Origin of the sequence: Sinorhizobium medicae, from assembly GCF_007827695.1 — a bacterium.
Classification (GTDB): Bacteria; Pseudomonadota; Alphaproteobacteria; order Rhizobiales; family Rhizobiaceae; genus Sinorhizobium; species Sinorhizobium medicae.
Genome location: NZ_VITA01000006.1, coordinates 41,582 through 58,414, shown reverse-complemented (window position 1 = coordinate 58,414; position 16,833 = coordinate 41,582). Strand labels below are relative to the sequence as shown.

General features: G+C 63.6%; 17 protein-coding genes. 4 read left to right on the top strand and 13 right to left on the bottom strand.

The window, feature by feature from the left end:
- Positions 1 to 19: 19 nt before the first annotated feature.
- The 13 genes from FB009_RS11970 to FB009_RS11910 all read right to left on the bottom strand — a co-directional run bounded on the left by FB009_RS11970 (position 20) and on the right by FB009_RS11910 (position 13,122).
- Positions 20 to 793, bottom strand: a complete 774-nt coding sequence (locus tag FB009_RS11970; RefSeq protein WP_145161609.1) for an SDR family NAD(P)-dependent oxidoreductase — start codon at positions 791 to 793, stop codon at positions 20 to 22.
- 44 nt (positions 794 to 837) lie between these two features.
- Positions 838 to 2,274, bottom strand: coding sequence for an aldehyde dehydrogenase (gene aldA / locus FB009_RS11965; RefSeq protein WP_012066669.1), 1,437 nt, complete (start codon positions 2,272 to 2,274; stop codon positions 838 to 840).
- Positions 2,275 to 2,302: 28 nt separating this feature from the next.
- Positions 2,303 to 3,298 carry a zinc-binding dehydrogenase gene (locus FB009_RS11960; protein ID WP_012066670.1) on the bottom strand — a complete coding sequence of 332 codons (996 nt, stop codon included), beginning with the start codon at positions 3,296 to 3,298 and terminating at the stop codon, positions 2,303 to 2,305.
- An 8-nt stretch (positions 3,299 to 3,306) separates the two neighbouring features.
- Positions 3,307 to 4,098, bottom strand: a complete 792-nt coding sequence (locus tag FB009_RS11955; protein ID WP_012066671.1) for an SDR family NAD(P)-dependent oxidoreductase — start codon at positions 4,096 to 4,098, stop codon at positions 3,307 to 3,309.
- Positions 4,076 to 4,603 (bottom strand): 2,4'-dihydroxyacetophenone dioxygenase family protein, encoded by a 528-nt coding sequence (locus tag FB009_RS11950; RefSeq protein WP_012066672.1) that lies wholly within the window; start codon positions 4,601 to 4,603, stop codon positions 4,076 to 4,078. Before FB009_RS11950 ends, FB009_RS11955 begins: the two co-directional genes overlap by 23 nt.
- A 9-nt stretch (positions 4,604 to 4,612) precedes the next feature.
- A complete protein-coding gene (locus FB009_RS11945) occupies positions 4,613 to 6,277 on the bottom strand; it encodes a GMC family oxidoreductase (protein WP_012066673.1) in 1,665 nt (554 codons plus the stop codon).
- Positions 6,274 to 7,368, bottom strand: a complete 1,095-nt coding sequence (locus FB009_RS11940) for an ABC transporter ATP-binding protein (RefSeq protein WP_018207879.1) — start codon at positions 7,366 to 7,368, stop codon at positions 6,274 to 6,276. The genes FB009_RS11945 and FB009_RS11940 overlap by 4 nt, the downstream gene beginning before the upstream one ends.
- Positions 7,369 to 7,371: 3 nt before the next feature.
- Positions 7,372 to 8,481, bottom strand: a complete 1,110-nt coding sequence (locus FB009_RS11935; RefSeq protein WP_012066675.1) for an ABC transporter ATP-binding protein — start codon at positions 8,479 to 8,481, stop codon at positions 7,372 to 7,374.
- Positions 8,481 to 8,723, bottom strand: coding sequence for a hypothetical protein (locus FB009_RS11930; RefSeq protein WP_012066676.1), 243 nt, complete (start codon positions 8,721 to 8,723; stop codon positions 8,481 to 8,483). Before FB009_RS11930 ends, FB009_RS11935 begins: the two co-directional genes overlap by 1 nt.
- A gap of 4 nt (positions 8,724 to 8,727) precedes the next feature.
- Positions 8,728 to 9,588 carry a carbohydrate ABC transporter permease gene (locus tag FB009_RS11925; protein WP_012066677.1) on the bottom strand — a complete coding sequence of 287 codons (861 nt, stop codon included), beginning with the start codon at positions 9,586 to 9,588 and terminating at the stop codon, positions 8,728 to 8,730.
- 10 nt (positions 9,589 to 9,598) lie between these two features.
- Positions 9,599 to 10,540 (bottom strand): carbohydrate ABC transporter permease, encoded by a 942-nt coding sequence (locus FB009_RS11920; RefSeq protein WP_012066678.1) that lies wholly within the window; start codon positions 10,538 to 10,540, stop codon positions 9,599 to 9,601.
- Between the two features lie 100 nt (positions 10,541 to 10,640).
- Positions 10,641 to 11,996: an ABC transporter substrate-binding protein gene (locus FB009_RS11915; protein ID WP_012066679.1), complete on the bottom strand. Its 1,356-nt coding sequence runs from the start codon at positions 11,994 to 11,996 to the stop codon at positions 10,641 to 10,643.
- Between the two features lie 55 nt (positions 11,997 to 12,051).
- A complete protein-coding gene (locus FB009_RS11910) occupies positions 12,052 to 13,122 on the bottom strand; it encodes an Ldh family oxidoreductase (protein WP_012066680.1) in 1,071 nt (356 codons plus the stop codon).
- Positions 13,123 to 13,246: 124 nt separating this feature from the next.
- Here FB009_RS11910 and FB009_RS11905 point away from each other — a divergent pair, with 124 nt between their 5' ends.
- The 4 genes from FB009_RS11905 to FB009_RS11890 all read left to right on the top strand — a co-directional run bounded on the left by FB009_RS11905 (position 13,247) and on the right by FB009_RS11890 (position 16,832).
- Positions 13,247 to 13,954 (top strand): GntR family transcriptional regulator, encoded by a 708-nt coding sequence (locus tag FB009_RS11905; protein WP_012066681.1) that lies wholly within the window; start codon positions 13,247 to 13,249, stop codon positions 13,952 to 13,954.
- A 229-nt stretch (positions 13,955 to 14,183) separates the two neighbouring features.
- Positions 14,184 to 14,954, top strand: a complete 771-nt coding sequence (locus tag FB009_RS11900) for an SDR family NAD(P)-dependent oxidoreductase (protein ID WP_026183419.1) — start codon at positions 14,184 to 14,186, stop codon at positions 14,952 to 14,954.
- 37 nt (positions 14,955 to 14,991) lie between these two features.
- A complete protein-coding gene (locus FB009_RS11895; protein ID WP_012066683.1) occupies positions 14,992 to 16,086 on the top strand; it encodes a glycerol dehydrogenase in 1,095 nt (364 codons plus the stop codon).
- A gap of 17 nt (positions 16,087 to 16,103) precedes the next feature.
- Positions 16,104 to 16,832: an SDR family oxidoreductase gene (locus tag FB009_RS11890; RefSeq protein WP_012066684.1), complete on the top strand. Its 729-nt coding sequence runs from the start codon at positions 16,104 to 16,106 to the stop codon at positions 16,830 to 16,832.
- Position 16,833: the final 1 nt, after the last annotated feature.

Genomic DNA, 16,833 nt, shown 5'->3' with positions numbered 1-16,833 from the left:
GCGGACGAGGGCTTCTCGGCTACCAGCAAGTGTAGCCGGCATCCGCGGAAACGATCGATCCCGTCATGAGGCTGGAGGCGTCGGACGCAAGGAACAGCACGACCGAGGCAATCTCCTCCGGCTGGCCGAGCCGATGCATCGGCGTCATGTCCAGCCATTGCTCGTACATCGGCTTGTCTTCCTTGGCGAAAGTCAGAAGCGGCGTATCGATATAGGTCGGCGCGACGGAATTCACCCGCACGCCGCGGGTCGCCCACTCGGCTGCGAGCGAGCGCGTCAGGTGGTGGACGCCCGCCTTGGCCACATTGTAGTGAACCTGCTGCTGCGGCCGGTTGACGATCGTGCCGGACATGGAACCGATCGTGACGATCGATCCCTTGCCCCTGGCGAGCATGTGCCTGCCGAAGGCCCGGCAAGATCGGAAGGCGCCGCTGAGATTGTTGCCGATCATCCGGTCCCAATCGGCGTCCGAAAGCTCTTCGGCCGGAACGCCGGCATGGGCGATACCGGCATTTGCGACGAGGATGTCCGCCGCCCTGCCGCTATCTGCCAGCCGGTCCGCCACCGCATTGATGGAGGCGCTGTCGCCGATGTCGATACGGTCGATCTCGACCGTATATCCTTTGGCGGCGAGTGCCGCCCGGCCGGCCTCGCAGCGCTCCGTGCTGATATCGGTCAGCAGGACCGCCGCACCGGCTTCGCAAAGCGCTTCCGCGCAGGCAAGCCCGATGCCCTGCCCCGCCCCCGTGACCACCGCCACGCGGCCGGACAGATCGAATTTCTTTAGATACATACCATTCCTTTCCGACCGGGCGCCGCCGGTCCGTCGCTGTCATCTCAACCGTGCTGGATATAGACCGCCTGGGTTTCCATGTATTCGTAAAAGCCGTGCTTGCCATCTGCACCGCCGATGCCGGATTTCTTGCGACCGGCATGAAAGCCTTGATACGCCTCGCCGTTTTCGCGGTTGATGTAGGTCTCGCCGAACTGCAGGCGCCGCGTCACGCGCATGGCCTTGTTGAGGTCCTGCGTGTAGAGCGACGACGTCAGGCCGTATTCGGTGTCGTTGGCGTAGTGAACAGCCTCGTCGGCGTCTTCGACCACGGCGATCGGCGCGACGGGTCCGAATATCTCCTTGCGCATGATCTCCATGTCGGGCGTGCAGCCCGTGAGCACGGTCGGTTCATAATGGTGGCCGCAATTGCGCTCGGCGCGCTTTCCGCCCAGCGCCACCGATGCCCCAGCCTCCCTTGCCCGTTCGACCATGGCCTCGACCTTGTCCAATTGGAGCGCATTGACGAGCGGCCCCATGTCGACGGTCGGCTCGGCGATCGGGTCTCCGTAGGTGACGGCGGCCATCCGCTTGACGAAGCGGTCGGTGAATTCGTCGGCCACCTGGCGTTCGACGAAAATGCGTTCCGCGCAGTTGCAGACCTGGCCGGTGTTGATGACGCGCGAGGCCGTGATGGCTTCGACCGCCAGGTCGAGGTCGGCATCCTTGAGGACGATTGCGGGCGCCTTGCCGCCGAGTTCGAGATTGACCCGCGTGAGGTTCTTCGCCGCTGCCTCCATGATGGCGACACCGGTCGGCACGCTGCCAGTGAAGCTTACGAGATCGATGCCGGGATGGCCCGACAGGGCGGCGCCCGTCGTGCGGCCACGTCCTGAAACCATGTTGAACACGCCCTTCGGCAGCCCGACCTCGTCCGCCAGTTCGGCGAAGAGAAATGCATTGAGCGGCGTTTCCTCGCTCGGTTTGATGACGATCGTGTTGCCGGCGACGAGCGCCGGGGCGAGTTTGCGTCCGATCAGGTAGAACGGAAAGTTCCAGGGCAGTATGCCGGCAACCACGCCGATCGGCACCCGGTTCAGATAGATCGTCTCGCCTTTCCGGTCGCTGGCGATGATCTCGCCCTCGATGCGGCGCGCCCACTCGGCCATGTAGTCCATAAGCCCGGCCATGCCGAGCACTTCGCCGCGCGCAAGCGACACGACCTTGCCCTGCTCGCGGGAGATCGTTTCGGCCAGAATGTCGACCTTCGCGCGAATCTTCTCGGCAATCGCCTTGACATAGCCGGCGCGTTCGATGGGCGGCAACTCCGACCAGGCGGGTTGCGCCTTGCGTGCCGCATCGACGGCCGCGTCGACGACCTCGGCAGGACCATCCGGGATCTCGGCGATCTGCTCCTCGCTTGCGGGATTGTAGACCGCGATGCGGCCTGAGATGCGATCCTCGACAAACCGGCCGTCAATATAATGCGTGTTCGTGGACATGCTCTTCCTCCCCGTTGGGTTGTTCTCGTCAGGCATCCGAAGCAATGCGGGCGACGATCTTGCCCGTCACGTCCCGGCGCCGCAGCCGCCGCAGGGCGTCCGGTATGTCTCCGAGCGCCACGATCTCCTCGACCATCGGATCGAGCTTGCCTGCCGCAAGGCGCGCCATCATGTCATCGCCGATACGGGCGAAATCGCGCTGGGTCGGCAGGTGGCCGGCATGATAGGCGCCGCCAAGCGCCACCTCGTGGATCGAGGCGGCATAGGTGTAGGACGGCACCTCTGTCATGACCGGCAGCGGGTCGATGGATACGAGATGCCCGTTATAGTGAAGGAAGGCGAGCGACTTGCGGGCGTCGCCGGGATTGACGACTTCGAGCATGACATCGACGCCGTCCCCGCCTTCCGTTTCCGCCCGCACCTTATGCAGCAGATCCGCGTCCCGGTAATCGAAGACGATATCGGCACCGAACCCGCGTACGGCGGCGAAATGCTCAGGCCGCGCCAGCGCGATGACCGTGGCCCCGGCCTGATGGGCAAGTTGCGTGGCAAATCCGCCGACACCGCCATTGGCGCCCTGAATGAGTATGGTCTGCCCCGCCTCAAGCCTCGCCTTGCGGAAGAGCGCCTGATAGGCCGTATAGCCGGCACAGGGGATGGCGGCCGCATCGGTGAAGTTCACGCTGCCGGGCAGCCGCGATGTCGCGTGCGCCGGCGCAAGGCAATATTCGGCGAAGACGCCGGGCTTCCAGAGATTGTTGTGAACGACCGCCCTGTCGCCGGCTTTCCAGCCCTCGACGCCCCGGCCGACCGCATCGATCACACCGGCAGCGTCGAGCCCCAGCACATGCGGGTAGGTCCATTCCGGTTTGTGATCGAAGGTCAGCTTCCAGTCCACGGGATTGATGGAAACGGCGATGACCTTGATTCGCAGTTCGCCCGGCCCGGGCTCCGGGGTCGGCAGGTCGGTCAGTGTCACGTTGTCAATTTGCGCCTGCGGTCCGGGGAGAACAATGGCTTTCATATCGTGCCTCACATGATCAGATAGCCGCCATCGATGACCAGCACGCTGCCGGTAACGAAGCTTGCAAGCGGCGAGGACAGATAAAGAACGCCACCGGCGACTTCCGCCGGCTCTCCCCAGCGATTGAGCGGCGTGCGGCCGAGAATGGCCGCGTTGCGCTCCGGGCTCTCCCGTAGCGCCTTCGTCAGGGGTGTCGCGATCCAACCCGGCGCGATGGCATTCACCCGGATTGCATCGGCCGCATAGGCGATCGCCAGCGATTTGGTGAGCTGGGCGATGCCGCCCTTCGATGCGGAATAGCCGGGCACCAGGCCACCGCCGAAGAACGACAGCATGGAGGCGGTATTGACGATCGTGCCGCCGGTTTCCGCAAGCCGTGGACGGGCTGCCGCGCAGACGCGCATGGAGCCGTTGAGATTGATATCGACGACGTCGGCGAACACATCCGGCTCGAGTTCGTCATTGCGGCGGATCACGCCGGCGCAGTTCACCACGTGGTCCAGCCGCGGCAGGCCGGCGACCAGAGCATCCACGGCAGACCTGTCGCGCACGTCGAGCGTGGCGAACTGCACGTCCTGAAGTCCGGGCCGGCTTCCGGCGGCGGCAATCTCCGCCTCGGTGATGCCCGTTGCGAGGACATCGGCCCCGAGCGCGGCGAAGGCCTCGCAGATCGCAGCGCCGATACCTGAGGTCCCGCCGCTCACCAGCACCTGCCGCCCTTCGAAAAGGCCGGGGCGCAGGAAGGCGGCGGGACTGCCGGTCGCGCGGGTCCGCCCGTCAGCGGATGAACTGGTCGACATAATCCGCCCCCAGTCCGACCGCTTCGTAATGCGCGCGACACATATCGATCTTGGTGAAGACGTCCTCGAAGCCGAGCGGCTCGCCGAAGGCGTCGACATAATACATGATGCCGTTCACCTGAAAGAAGGTGATCATCTCCTCCACGTCGTCGGGCACGACGAGCGTGTGGGTCTCGCCCGGCGGCTCGAAGACATAACCGCCCTCCTCCGCCACCCAGTCATGCTCCAGATAGTGCCAGCGGCCCTTCAGCACGAAGCCATGCACGGCCTGGGGATGGCGGTGACGACTGAGCACGCCGGACTTGCGCACTTTCAGGAGGTTCATCCAGTAGCCTGCGGACCGGTTGAGACAGAGTGGACGAAACCAGACATTCTGCCCCTGCGGCACCCAGACCCTGTCGTCGGCGGGGATGGCGTCCGGAATGACGATGTCGGGCAACGCCTCCGTCGGCATCGGATACTGGTAGGGCATGCGCGGATTGGGATCGGTCTTCATGGGAGGCATGGCTGCATCCTAGGCTATCTGGCGGTTGGTCGGATTGCTGCGCGGGGCGAGCCCCGCAGGCTGACGGCGCTTGCCGCCGGTGATGAATTCGACCGCCTTGTCGGCGACGACCAGAACGGCAGCATTGGTGTTGCCCGAGATGATGGTGGGAATCGCGGATGCATCGATGACCCGGAGCCCTCGCACCCCGCGTACCCGCATGTCTGCGCCGAGCACCCCGCCCGCGTCACCGTCTCGAGCCATGCGGCAGGTGCCGACGGGATGGTATACAGTCTTGACGAACCGTCGGGCGTGTTCGGCGAGGTCCGCATCGGAAAGCTTGTCCGGACCAGGGAAGACCTCGCGCGCTATCATCGATTGCAGCGGCTCCTGACGGAGGATTTCACGCGCGCGGCGCACGCCACCGATCGACAGGCGCAGGTCCTCCGGATCGGCGAGATAGTTCGGATCGACCAGCGGCTGGTCCTTCGGATCGGCGGAGGCGAGCTTTACCGACCCGCGCGAGCGCGGCCGGGCAACGCAGGAATTCAAGGTAAGCCCGTGACTCGCCTGCTGGTCGGTGTGATCTTTGTCCAGATAGACCGTCGGCACGCAAAACTGCTGGATCTTCGGATCCCGGTCGAGGTCGTCGGGATCGAAGAAGGCGCCTGCCTCGACGCCGTTCGACGTCACCGGACCGCTGCGGTTGAGAAGATATTCGAGGCCGTTTCGTATTTGCTTCCAGCCGCGGTCATGGCCGTAATAACCGTAGGGACCATTGCACAGCGCCACGACCGGCGTTTCGGTATGATCCTGGAGATTGGCGCCGACGCCCGGCAGGTCGACGAAGGCCGCAATACCATGGGATTTCAGGTGATCCGCAGGCCCGATGCCTGAAAGCATCAGCAGCTTCGGCGTCGCAATGGCGCCAGCGGCAAGCAGCACCTCGCCATCACAGCGGACTTCCTCGACAGTCTGGCCGCCACCCTCCTGCGAATAACGCACGCCGACCGCGCGGCCATTGTCGATGATCAGCGAGTGAACGAGACAGGAGGTTTTCACCTCCACTCGGCCGCTTGCAATGGCGGGGCGCAGAAAGGCATCGACTGCCGAGCAACGGCGGCCGTTGCGCGTCGTCACCTGGTAGGCGCCGACGCCGCGCTGGCTTCGGCCGTTGAAATCGGCGTTATGCGGCAGGCCGATACTCTGGGCGGCCAGTACGAAGGCGCGCGAGAGTTCGCACATGTGCTCGAGATCGGACACTTTCCACGGGCCGCCGACGCCGTGATAATTGTCGTTCAGCCTCGCATTGTCCTCCATCGCGATGAAGTAGGGCAGCAGCGCATCATAAGACCATTGCTCGTCGCCGATTGCGTCCGCCCAGCCGTCGTAATCGGCTGGCTGGCCCCGCATATAGACCATCGCATTGACCGAGGAGCCGCCGCCGAGCACGCGGCCCTGCGGGACGATAGGCATGCGGCCGCCAAGACGTGCCTGCGCGACGGACTTGTAGAACCACATGTATTTCTCGACGCCGAGCAGCTTGACGAAGCCGGCGGGCATGCGGATCAGCGGATTGCGGTCATCCGGCCCGGCCTCTAGCACCAGCACGCGCGCACCGTGCTCTCCCGCCAGCTTGCCGGCTGCAAGGCAACCCGCCGTTCCGCCGCCGACGACGATGTGCTCGTAGCTCATGCGACGAGACTCTCGATCTTGCCCGCCTGCGAACGCGGGAACAGCAGCAGATGCTCCGGATCGATCGAGACGCGCACCGCCTCGCCGCGCCTGGGTGTGACGGACGGATGGGCGACCAGGGTAAAGCGCGTATCACCGACGTCGACGAAGATCAGGTTTTGATCCTGCAACTCCTCCGTGATGAAGACCTTGCCGTCGACGTGCAACGGGCCGTCGCCGCCGATCGACAGGAAGTGCGGCCGGATCGCCGCAAGGCCGCCGTCTCCGATCGCCTGTGCGGCGGCATGAAGCCGTTCGGGAAGGGCCAGCTTTCGGCCTTCGAACTCGATCCCCCAGCCGCCATTCGCCGCCGCCACCCGGCAGTCGAAGAAATTGATCGGCGGCTCGCCGACGAAGCCGGCAACGAAGGCGTTCCTCGGGCGGGCATAGACCTCGTCCGGCACCGCCATCTGTTGGATTTCGCCGTCGCTCATCACCATGACCCGGTCTGCAAGCGCCAGGGCCTCCTCCTGGTCGTGGGTGACATAGATCATCGTGTAGTCGAACTTTTGGTGGAGGCTTTTGATGAAGCGGCGCATGCGATAGCGCTGGCGCGTATCGAGATGCGAGATCGGTTCGTCGAGAAGGAAAACCGCGGGGTTGCGCACCAGGGCCCGCGCCAGGCCGACGCGCTGTGCCTGTCCCGAGGAAAGCCCCTTCGGCTTGAGGTCGAGGAGCGGCGTCAGTTCCATTTTTTCTGCGATGTCGCGGACCTGCCGATCGATCTCCCTGTTGTCGACATTGGCCGAACGCAACGGGAAGGCGATGTTCTCGTAGATGGAGATCGTCGGATAGAGCGCGTAGGACTCGAAGGACATCGCGACATTACGGTCGCGGGCGCGCACATCGTTGACGCGCTTGCCGTCAAAATAGATCGCCCCTTCCGTGAGCGTCTCCAGGCCGGCGATCATCCGCATCGTCGAAGACTTTCCGCAGCCCGACGGACCGAGGATGGCGACGAACTCGCCATCGGCGATCTCGAAGTCGATGCCGTGTACGGCCTGGAAGGCGCCGTAACGCTTGACGAGTTTTTCAGCTCTGATGGAGGCCATGGATCAAACTCCTGCGGAAGGCGTGGCGTGCGTGACCGCCCTGGCGTTCTGGAACAAATGAATGGCGTCGCGCGGGAAGGCGATGGCGACCGTCTCGCCGACGCCGAGGGGCGTCCCGGCCGGAACCGAAACGGAAATCTGGTCGCCCCCTATGCCGACAAGGGCGATTTTCATGTAACCGAGGTTCTCGATGACATCGACCCGGCCGCGAAGAGCATTGGAATCGCCCTCCTGCGCGATCCGCACCTCGTTGGAGCGAAAGCCGACCTGCACCCTCGAGCCGGGCTCGTCATTGAGGTCAAGGACCGCCTCGGCCGCGAGCGAGGCAACCGGCATGCCGTCCGCCGTTACGAAATCGACCCGGCCGTCGTTGCGCCGCGGTTGCACCGAAATGAAGCTCATCGGCGGGTCGCCGACGAAGGATGCGACAAAGGCGTTGGCTGGCCGGTGGTAGAGATCGGCGGGTTTTCCGACCTGCTCCAACCTGCCGGCATTGAGTACGGCAATACGGTCGCCGAGTGCCAGCGCCTCGCGCGACGATGTGGTGGTGAAGACGACCGTCGCGGCAAGGTCCTCGGCCAGCGCCTTCAGTTCGGCGCGGATCCTGTGGCGCAGCTTCGCGTCGAGATGGCCGACCGGCTCATCGAGAAGATAGATGTCGGCCGGGCGGATGATTGCGCGGCCGAGCGCCACGCGCTGCCGCTGGCCGCCCGAAAGGAAGCCCGGCCGCCGTTCGAGAAGATGGCCTATGCCGAGAATGCCGGAAATCCGTTTGACCCGCGCCTCGATCTCGGCCCGGTCGAAACCGCGGGCCTTCAGCGGAAAGGCGAGGTTCTCGCCGACCGAAAGGTGGGAATAGAGCGCATAATTCTCGAAAGCCATGGCCGCGTCGCGCTTTTCCGGCGGCACCCGCAGAATGGAGCTGCCGTTGCGCAGGACATCGCCGCTGGTCGGCTTGGATATTCCGGCAAGAATGTTGAGAAGCGTGCTCTTGCCCGCGCCGGCCGGTCCGTAGATCACCAGGAACTCCCGGTCGCGCACGGTAAGGTCGATCTTGCGCAGCGCGACCTTGGCCAACCCGTAGCGTTTGTGGACGGATTTCAGTTCGTACATCAGACGTCCTCCTGCATCAGGGCGGCAACTTCCGCCTCGGCCTGGCGGCGCTCGGCGATGAAGCGGTGACGCGCGCGGACCACGAAAGCCGCTGAAATCGCGACTGCAACCATGTTCATGACGATGACGGACACCGACCGGCTGGCGAAATACGGCTCGATCATGCCGAGCCAGACGAAGACGATGCCGACATAGATGAGGATGACGCGGAAGCCGGTATCCCAGCCTTGACTGAAGCTCATGATCTTATCCTCTCACAGCGCCGAAGGTCAGGCCGCGGACCATGTAGCGTTGCATGGCCAGAACGAAGACCAGCATCGGCAGGACGCTGATGGTGGCGGCAGCCGCAACGGGCCCCCAGAGAATGCCCTGCAGGGTGAAGAAGGACTCGACGCCTACGGTCACGGTGCTCGCGGCCTTGCGGGTCAGGATGTAGGCGAAGAGGAACTCGTTCCAGCTGAAGATCAGCGTGAAAACGCCGGTGACCGCGATGCCCGGGGCGGCCAGCGGGCACACGACCTTTGCCAGGACCTTCAGGCGCGACAGGCCATCGAGGCGGGCGGAGTGTTCGAGTTCGCGCGGAATGTCCTGGAAGAAGGACACCAGGAGCCAGATCGCGAAGGGCAGGTTGAACACCGTGTAGGAAATGATCAGCGCGCCTGGCCGGTCGAGGCCTATGCCCAGGAAACTGCCGATGCCGGTCTTGCCGACTTCCCGGAAGATCAGGAAGTAGGGCAGGATCACCGCGATCGCCGGAAACATCTTGGTCGACAGGATGAAGAAGAGCAGGTGGCCGTCGCCGACATTGTAGCGGGCGAAACTATAGGCGGCGAGCGATCCCGTGACGACGACGATGATCGTCGAGGCGACGGAGATGAAGAGCGTATTCTTTATGTAGAAAAGGAAGTTCTTGTCATAGATCGCGTGAACGTAGTTCTCGAGCGTCGGGGTGAACAGGAAGCGCGGCGGCGACACCATGATCGCATCGGCCGGTTTGAACGAGGTGATGATCATCCAGGCGATCGGGAAGACGATGAAGCCGAGGACGAGCACGATCAGGCCGTAGCGGAGCGCTTCCTTGGCGAAACTTGATTCACGTTGCAGCATGGCGCTCTCCTCAGCCTTCCGATGCACGGGACGAAAATTGGGTGAGCAGCGGACGGAGCGCGAAGAGGCTTGCGACCAGCATGGCGTAGAGGAAGAAGATCGCCATGGTGGACGCATAATCCATCCGGAACAGCTTCAGGCCGGTGCGGTAGAGATAGAAGGTCATGGTTTCGGTCACCGTGCCCGGGCCTCCGCGCGTGAGCACCGCGACCGCATCGTACAACCGGACGCTGTCTATGGTGCGCAACACGAGGACGAGGAACAGCACCGGTTTCAGCATTGGGAAGGTCAGCGTGCGAAGCACCCGAAATGTGCTGGCGCCATCGAGTTCGGCCGCCTCGAAAGGCTCCTTGGGCAAGGCCTGGAGTCCGGCGAGCGCGATTAGCGCGACGAAGGGTGTCCACTGCCAGACATCGAACAGGATGACCGACCAGAGGGCGATCGTGTAATCGCCGAGCCAGTTGGGCTCCGGCAGGCCGACGAGACCGAGGAAATGGTTTATCAATCCGAACTGGGTGTCGTAGAGATAGCGCCAGAACAGGCCCGTCACCGCCGCCGAGGTGGCAAGCGGCAGGATCATCAGGCTGCGGATGATGCCCTTGCCGGCGGTTGCGCCGTGGATCAGGAAGGCAATCGCGATGCCGAGCACCATTTCGAGGGTGACAGCCGTCAGCGTGAACTTGAGCGTGACCCCGACCGAACTCCAGAAGGCTCTGTCATGCAGTACCGCCCGATAGTTGTCGAGGCCGACGAAGTCCCCGATCCGGCCTCGGGTCAGGTCGGCAAACCGAAATGACACGTCGAGCGCATAGGCGAGCGGCAACAGCGCGAAGACAAGAATGACCAGCATCGCAGGCACGATAAGAAGGATCGAGAACCAGCGATCGGACATGGCAGTCGGGCTGGCCGCTCCCCTTTCCTGTGACGCCGGCACGGATAACGACTGCGACATCAAACTCCTCCAGAAGATTGCGCGGGACCGCCCGCGCCTTTCGGTCAAGCGCATGGCGGGCAGAGCGCCCGCCATGCAAGGCTTTGAGCGACGTGTCCGATCACTTGCCGATCGGGCACGGGCCGCCGCAAATCTTCTCGACTTCGACGGCAAGCCGTTCGGCGGCCTGGCGCGCCGAAATCTGACCGGCAGCGGCCGATTGCAGCGGGATCTGCATCGTGTTGTAGATCTTCGCGCCGAACGGCGTATCGAACAGGTTCGAGCGGAAACCCTTCATCGAGTCGAAGATCTCCAGGAGCGTTGAAAAGTGGCCGGTCTTCCCGCGGCTTTCCGGCGCGGCAAAGGCCGGATCGGAAAGAACGCTCATCAGCGTCGAGGTACCGCCGGCCTTGGCGAACTCCATCTGCGCATCATGTCCGCCGATGTGGGCGACGAAGTCCATCGCCTCCTTCGGGTGGGCGGAGGATGCGGAAACCGCCAGCAGGAAGCCGCCGATATAGGCCTTCTTCTCCGGCGCCTCGGCGACGCCCATCTTGGCGCCGGCCACGCTGGTTTCGGTCTGCACTGCATTCGGCCATTGGTCGAGGAAGAAGGAATAGGTCTGGGCGATCTGCCCGTCCTTCATCTGGTTCATGACGCCGTCATAGGTAACGGTGAGCGCGGCGGGCGGCGCATACTTGACCAGTTCCAGATAGTCGTTCATCGCCTTTTCGACGGCATCGACCGGCACCTTGCCCTCGTCGGTGAGCCAGTCCGCGCCTTGCGACCAGAGCACGCCGGACATCTCGTCCTGGATTTCCGGGAAAGGACCGGCCATCAGGCCGACGCCGTAAAAGTCCTTGGTGAGCTTTTCGCCCTTCAGCGTCTCACCGGCCTTACGCGTGAAGAACTCGGCGATATCGCGGTGCTGCGCCCAGGTGGTCGGCACGGCCAGGTCGTAGTTGAAGCGCTTCTTGAAGGCCTCCTTTTCCGTGGGATCGTCGAACAGGTCGGCACGATAGATATATCCGGCCGTATAGGTGTAATAAGGCAGACCCCAGACATCATCCTTGTACTGCGTCGTCAGAGCAGCGAGCGTCGGCGCGACGTCGTCGAGCTGCGCCTTCTTGTCCGCGAAATATTCGGTCATCGGCAGGATGAAACCGTTCTCTGCGAATTCCGCCTTCTCCGAGGTTTCGAGGGTCACGACATCATAGGCACCGGTCTGGCCGACCATCTCGATGACCTGCTTGTTGTAGAGCTGTGAGTTGTCTATGTTGACGACATTGACCTTCACGCAATGGCCTGCCTCGAAGCCCGATACCAGCTCTGCCATCGCATCGGTGTAGAAGCCGGCAATCGTCGACCAGGTGATCGGCACGCGATCCGCATCCGCGCATTCCTGCGCCATGGCCGCAGGCGCGGTCGAGGCCATCAGCGCCGCGGCGAGCAAGCCCTTTTTCAGCATTGATTTCATATTGTTCCCTCCCTGTTGTTGGCCGGAGACTCCCTGCCCCGGCACGGCTATGAGACTAGTTCTCCCCGGCATTTCCGGCCGGTGCGGCCGGGCTCCGCGACAGGCCGAGGAAGGCCGCGGTATCGGGATCGATCGGAATGCCGTTCTGTCTGCGCGCGGCTTCGACACGCCACTCGCGGTCGCCGGGCGCCAGCACTTCGCAACCCTCCTGCGCCGGCGCGCTCCGCAGGGCCTCCAGATAGGCAGACATGCCCTCGTCGAAGACGCCGCGTCCGCCAAAGCGGTCGGGATCGATGGCAAGCAGGAAATGACCCATTTCGCGCGGCGTCGAATAATCGTCGGTGCCGACCATGGGCATGAGCGCATGATCGAGGGTCATGCCCTGCAGAATGGCCGACAGCAGCGTCGCCACGCCGGCAAGTGCCGCGCCCTTGAAGGAAAAATCCACGCCGCCGAGCGGCAGGAGCGTCCTGCCCTCGAAAGGCTCGGTCGTGGGCTGCCCCGCCTCGTCCACCGCCACTCCCGCCGGCAAAGACATCCCGAGCGATTTGCAGAGAAGCAACCGGTTCAACGGTATGGACGAGGTCGCCATATCGAGCAGCCAGGGCCGCGCACCGCCGCTCGGCGCGGCGAAGGCCAGCGGGTTGGTGCCGTGAAAGGGCTCGCGGCCCTGAAACGGTGCCACGACCTTGTCGGAATTCGTGGTGGCGAAGCCGATCATGCCCGCCTCGGCCGCGACCCGCGCGTAAGCGCCGGCTGCGCCGAAATGCGAGGACCGGATGACGCCGACCGCACCTATGCCGCTTTCGCGTGCCAGTTCGATCGCCTTGTCCATTGCGACATATGCCGCATGATGGCCGAGCGCATTATCCCCGTCCACGACCGCAGTGGCTGCCGCCGTCCGCCGGACCGACAGATTCGGCGTGCCGTTGACCCGGCCGCCCCGCAGCACCCGGTCATAATGCACCACCAGCCGAACGCCGTGACTATCTACCCCGATGAGTGAGGCATGCATCATCGCCCGGACCGCCGCGGCGGCGGAACCCTGCGCCGCACCGGCATTGCGCAATGCGTTTTCGACTCGCGCTTCGAGCAAATCAGGGGCAACTAGTGTCTGAAGGGACATATCAAGCCTACCAGGAGATTGCGGGCGACGTAAATTGGCGTATCAAATCTGATATCTCAGTGTAAAGAGCAGGCGATTTCGGCATGCCTGCTGCTTTGCGACGTTTGAATGGAAGGGAGACCTCATGAGTACACTTGACCGCGGCCCGTCGCTGACCGATCAGGCAGTGCAGCAAATCCGCGACCGCATCGTGCGCGGCGAGTTCCAGCTTGGCGAACCGCTCTCGGAAATCGCGCTCGCCACCGAGCTCGGCGTTTCCAAGACGCCGGTGCGCGAGGCGCTGATGGTGCTTAAGCGTCAGGGCCTCATCGAAGTGCATCCGCAGCGAGGGTCGTTCGTCTTCGACATGGATGCGAAACAGGTCCGGAAGCTTTCCGAGCTGCGCGAAGTGCTCGAACTGGCGGCCATGCGGATGGCACTTGCCAACGACCGGCAGGCACTCGCCCGGCAATGGACCGATGTTGTCGGGAAGATGCGCAAGGCGCTCGATGCCGACGACGCGGAGCTCTACCGCACGCTTGACGGCGGCTTCCATATGGTCCTCTTCGAACTTGCCGACAATGCCTACCTTCTGGAAGCCTACGAGTTGATCGCCTTTCGCGTTCAGGCCCTGCGCAACCGACTCTCGCTCGCTCCTTCGCTCAACGCCTCTTCGTTCGAAGACCATCTGCGCCTTGCCGAACTGATCGCCGGAGGCAAGGACGGCGACGCAATCGACCTCATGGGTAGGCACATCGCCACGACGCGGGAGCACTATCTGGCTGCGGCGAAGGCGCGGGACGCCGAAGGGACGGCGCCGACCAAAGGACGGCGACGCGCGACCCGTCGCTGAAACCCTTTCCTCGCCTGGCCGAAAACGGCATTGACACAGAACGCCCATGCAATAGCCCTCCCGTAGCTTAACTACATTTGCCGAATTCGCTATGCGAGCAATCGCGCTCGTGATGGCGGAATTCGGCACCTCCCGTCCCTGAGCCTTAGATTTTCGGATTGACACTCGATTGTCAAGGTAATTAAACTACATTTTGAGGCGTGGGATGAGCGCCGGCAGGGAGGGAAAAGTGTACGCTGAACTTTTCAGACTGAATGGGCGCACCGCCTTGGTAACCGGCGGCAGCCGCGGAATCGGCTTCGCCTGCGCCGAGGCGCTTGGCGAAGCCGGTGCCCGCATTGCCGTCTCGGCCCGCTCACTCGACGAAGGCGAAAAGGCTGTGGGGCAGCTGAGGCAGAAAGGGATAGAGGCGATCTATCTGCCCGCTGACATTTCCAATGAGGCCGAAGCGCAGCAGGTCGTCAAAGAGGCGGCAGCAGAATTGGGCGGGCTCGACATCCTCGTGAACAATGCCGGAATCGCGCGACATTGCGACAGCCTGAAACTCAAGCCGGAGACCTGGGACGAGGTGATCAACACCAATCTGACCGGCCTTTTCTGGTGCTGTCGCGCCGCGATCGAGACCATGGCCACAGCCGGGCGCGGTTCGATCGTCAATATCGGGTCGATCTCGGGTTACATCAGCAACCTGCCGCAGAATCAGGTCGCCTACAACGCCAGCAAGGCCGGCGTGCATATGCTCACGAAATCGCTCGCGGGCGAATTCGCCAGGAGCAACATACGCATCAACGCCGTCGCCCCCGGCTACATCGAAACGGCCATGACACAGGGCGGTCTGGATGATCCCGAATGGTCCAAGATCTGGCTCGGCATGACGCCCCTGGGCCGCGCCGGCAAGTCGAGCGAAGTGGCGGCAGCGGTGCTGTTCCTCGTTTCGGACGCCGCCAGTTACATCACCGGATCGGTGCTCACCATCGACGGCGGCTACACCATCCATTGACCTTCGCACACTCAAGCAAAGATATGGGAGTATTCGAATGGCACGGGCATTCGGCGGTCCAAACAAATACATTCAGCGCGCAGGCGAGATCGACAAGCTGGCGGACTATCTGGCACCGCTCGGCAAGCGCGCGCTCGTGCTGATCGACCGCGTGCTGTTCGAAAAGCTCAGTGAACGTATTGCCAAAAACTGCGACGACAAGCTCGACCTCCACTTCGAGCGGTTCGGCGGCGAATGCTGCACCTCGGAGATCGAGCGTGTGCGCGCGGCCGCAGCCGAGCACCGCAGCGATATCCTCGTGGGTGTGGGCGGCGGCAAGACCGCCGACACCGCCAAGATCGTCGCCATCGACACGGATGCGCGCATCGTCATCGCACCGACCATCGCCTCCACCGATGCGCCCTGCAGCGCGATTGCGGTGCGCTATTCCGAGCATGGCGTCTATGAGGAATCGCTCCGCCTGCCCCGCAACCCGGACGTGGTCGTCGTCGACTCCGCGCTGGTGGCAGCCGCGCCTGCACGCTTCCTGGTCGCCGGTATCGGCGATGCGCTTTCGACCTGGTTCGAGGCCCGCTCCAATATAGAGTCACGCACAGACAACTATGTCGCTGGCGGGTTTCCGGCAACCGAGGCCGGCATGGCTATCGCGCGGCATTGCCAGGAGGTGCTGATGCGCGACGCCGTAAAGGCCAAGGTCGCCGTCGAGGCCGGTCTGCTCACCCGCGCTGTGGAGAATATCATCGAGGCGAACACGCTGCTGTCGGGCCTCGGCTTCGAGAATTGCGGCTGCTCGGCGGCGCACGGCATCCATGACGGCTTGACCGTGCTCGAAGAGGTCCATGGTTTATTCCACGGCGAGAAGGTCGCTTTCGGCACGCTCTGCCTGCTGATGCTGGAAAACCGCGACCGGGGCGAAATCGAGGCGATGATACGCTTCTGCCGCAGCGTGGGTCTGCCGACCAGACTGGCGGACCTAGGCATCGTGGATGACGTGCCCGCCAAGATCGGGCGCGTGGCGGATGCCGCCTGCCGGCCCGGCAACATCATCTATGCCACGCCGGTTGCCGTCACCGCTCCCGCGGTGCGCGACGCGATCCTGGCGCTCGATGCGCTGTCGCGCAGCATCGATTGAGCAGCGGGAGGAAAAGCATGGCCGATAGAAAGCCGCTCGTCATGATCACCGGCGCAAGCGCCGGTATCGGGCAGGAGACTGCGCGCGTCTTTTCGGCCGCGGGCTATCCCCTGCTCCTGATTGCCCGGCGGCCCGAACTGATCGAGGCGATGGGACTCCAGAACGCGCTGGCGGTCGCAGCCGACGTCCGTGACTATGATGCGCTCGCGGGGGCGATCAGGCAGGGTGAGGCACGGTTCGGCCCCGTCGACTGCCTCATCAACAATGCCGGCATTTCCCGTCTCGCGCGGCTCGACGAACAGGATCCCGCGCAATGGCGCGATCTCGTGGACATCAACTGCCTCGGCGTTCTCAACGGCATGCATGCGGTCGCTCCAGGCATGAAGGAGCGCCGCCACGGCACTATCATCAACGTTTCCTCGATCGCCGGCCGCAAGGTCTATCCGCACCATGACGTCTATGGCGGCACGAAGCATTTCGTTCATGCCGTCAGCGAAGGCATGCGCCAGACCATGTCGGCCTATCGAGTTCGCGTCATGGTTATCTCGCCCGGGGTTGCGAAGTCTGAAATCGACAAGACCATCACCCACCAGAACGCTTACGACTTCTGGGACGGCGGCCGCAAGCTGCTGGATGGAGGGCTCGACGCCAACGACATCGCGCGGACCATGCTCTTCGCCTATCAGCTGCCGCAGAACGTCAATCTCCAGGAAATGACGATCACCCATACAGGCCAGGAATTCTGAC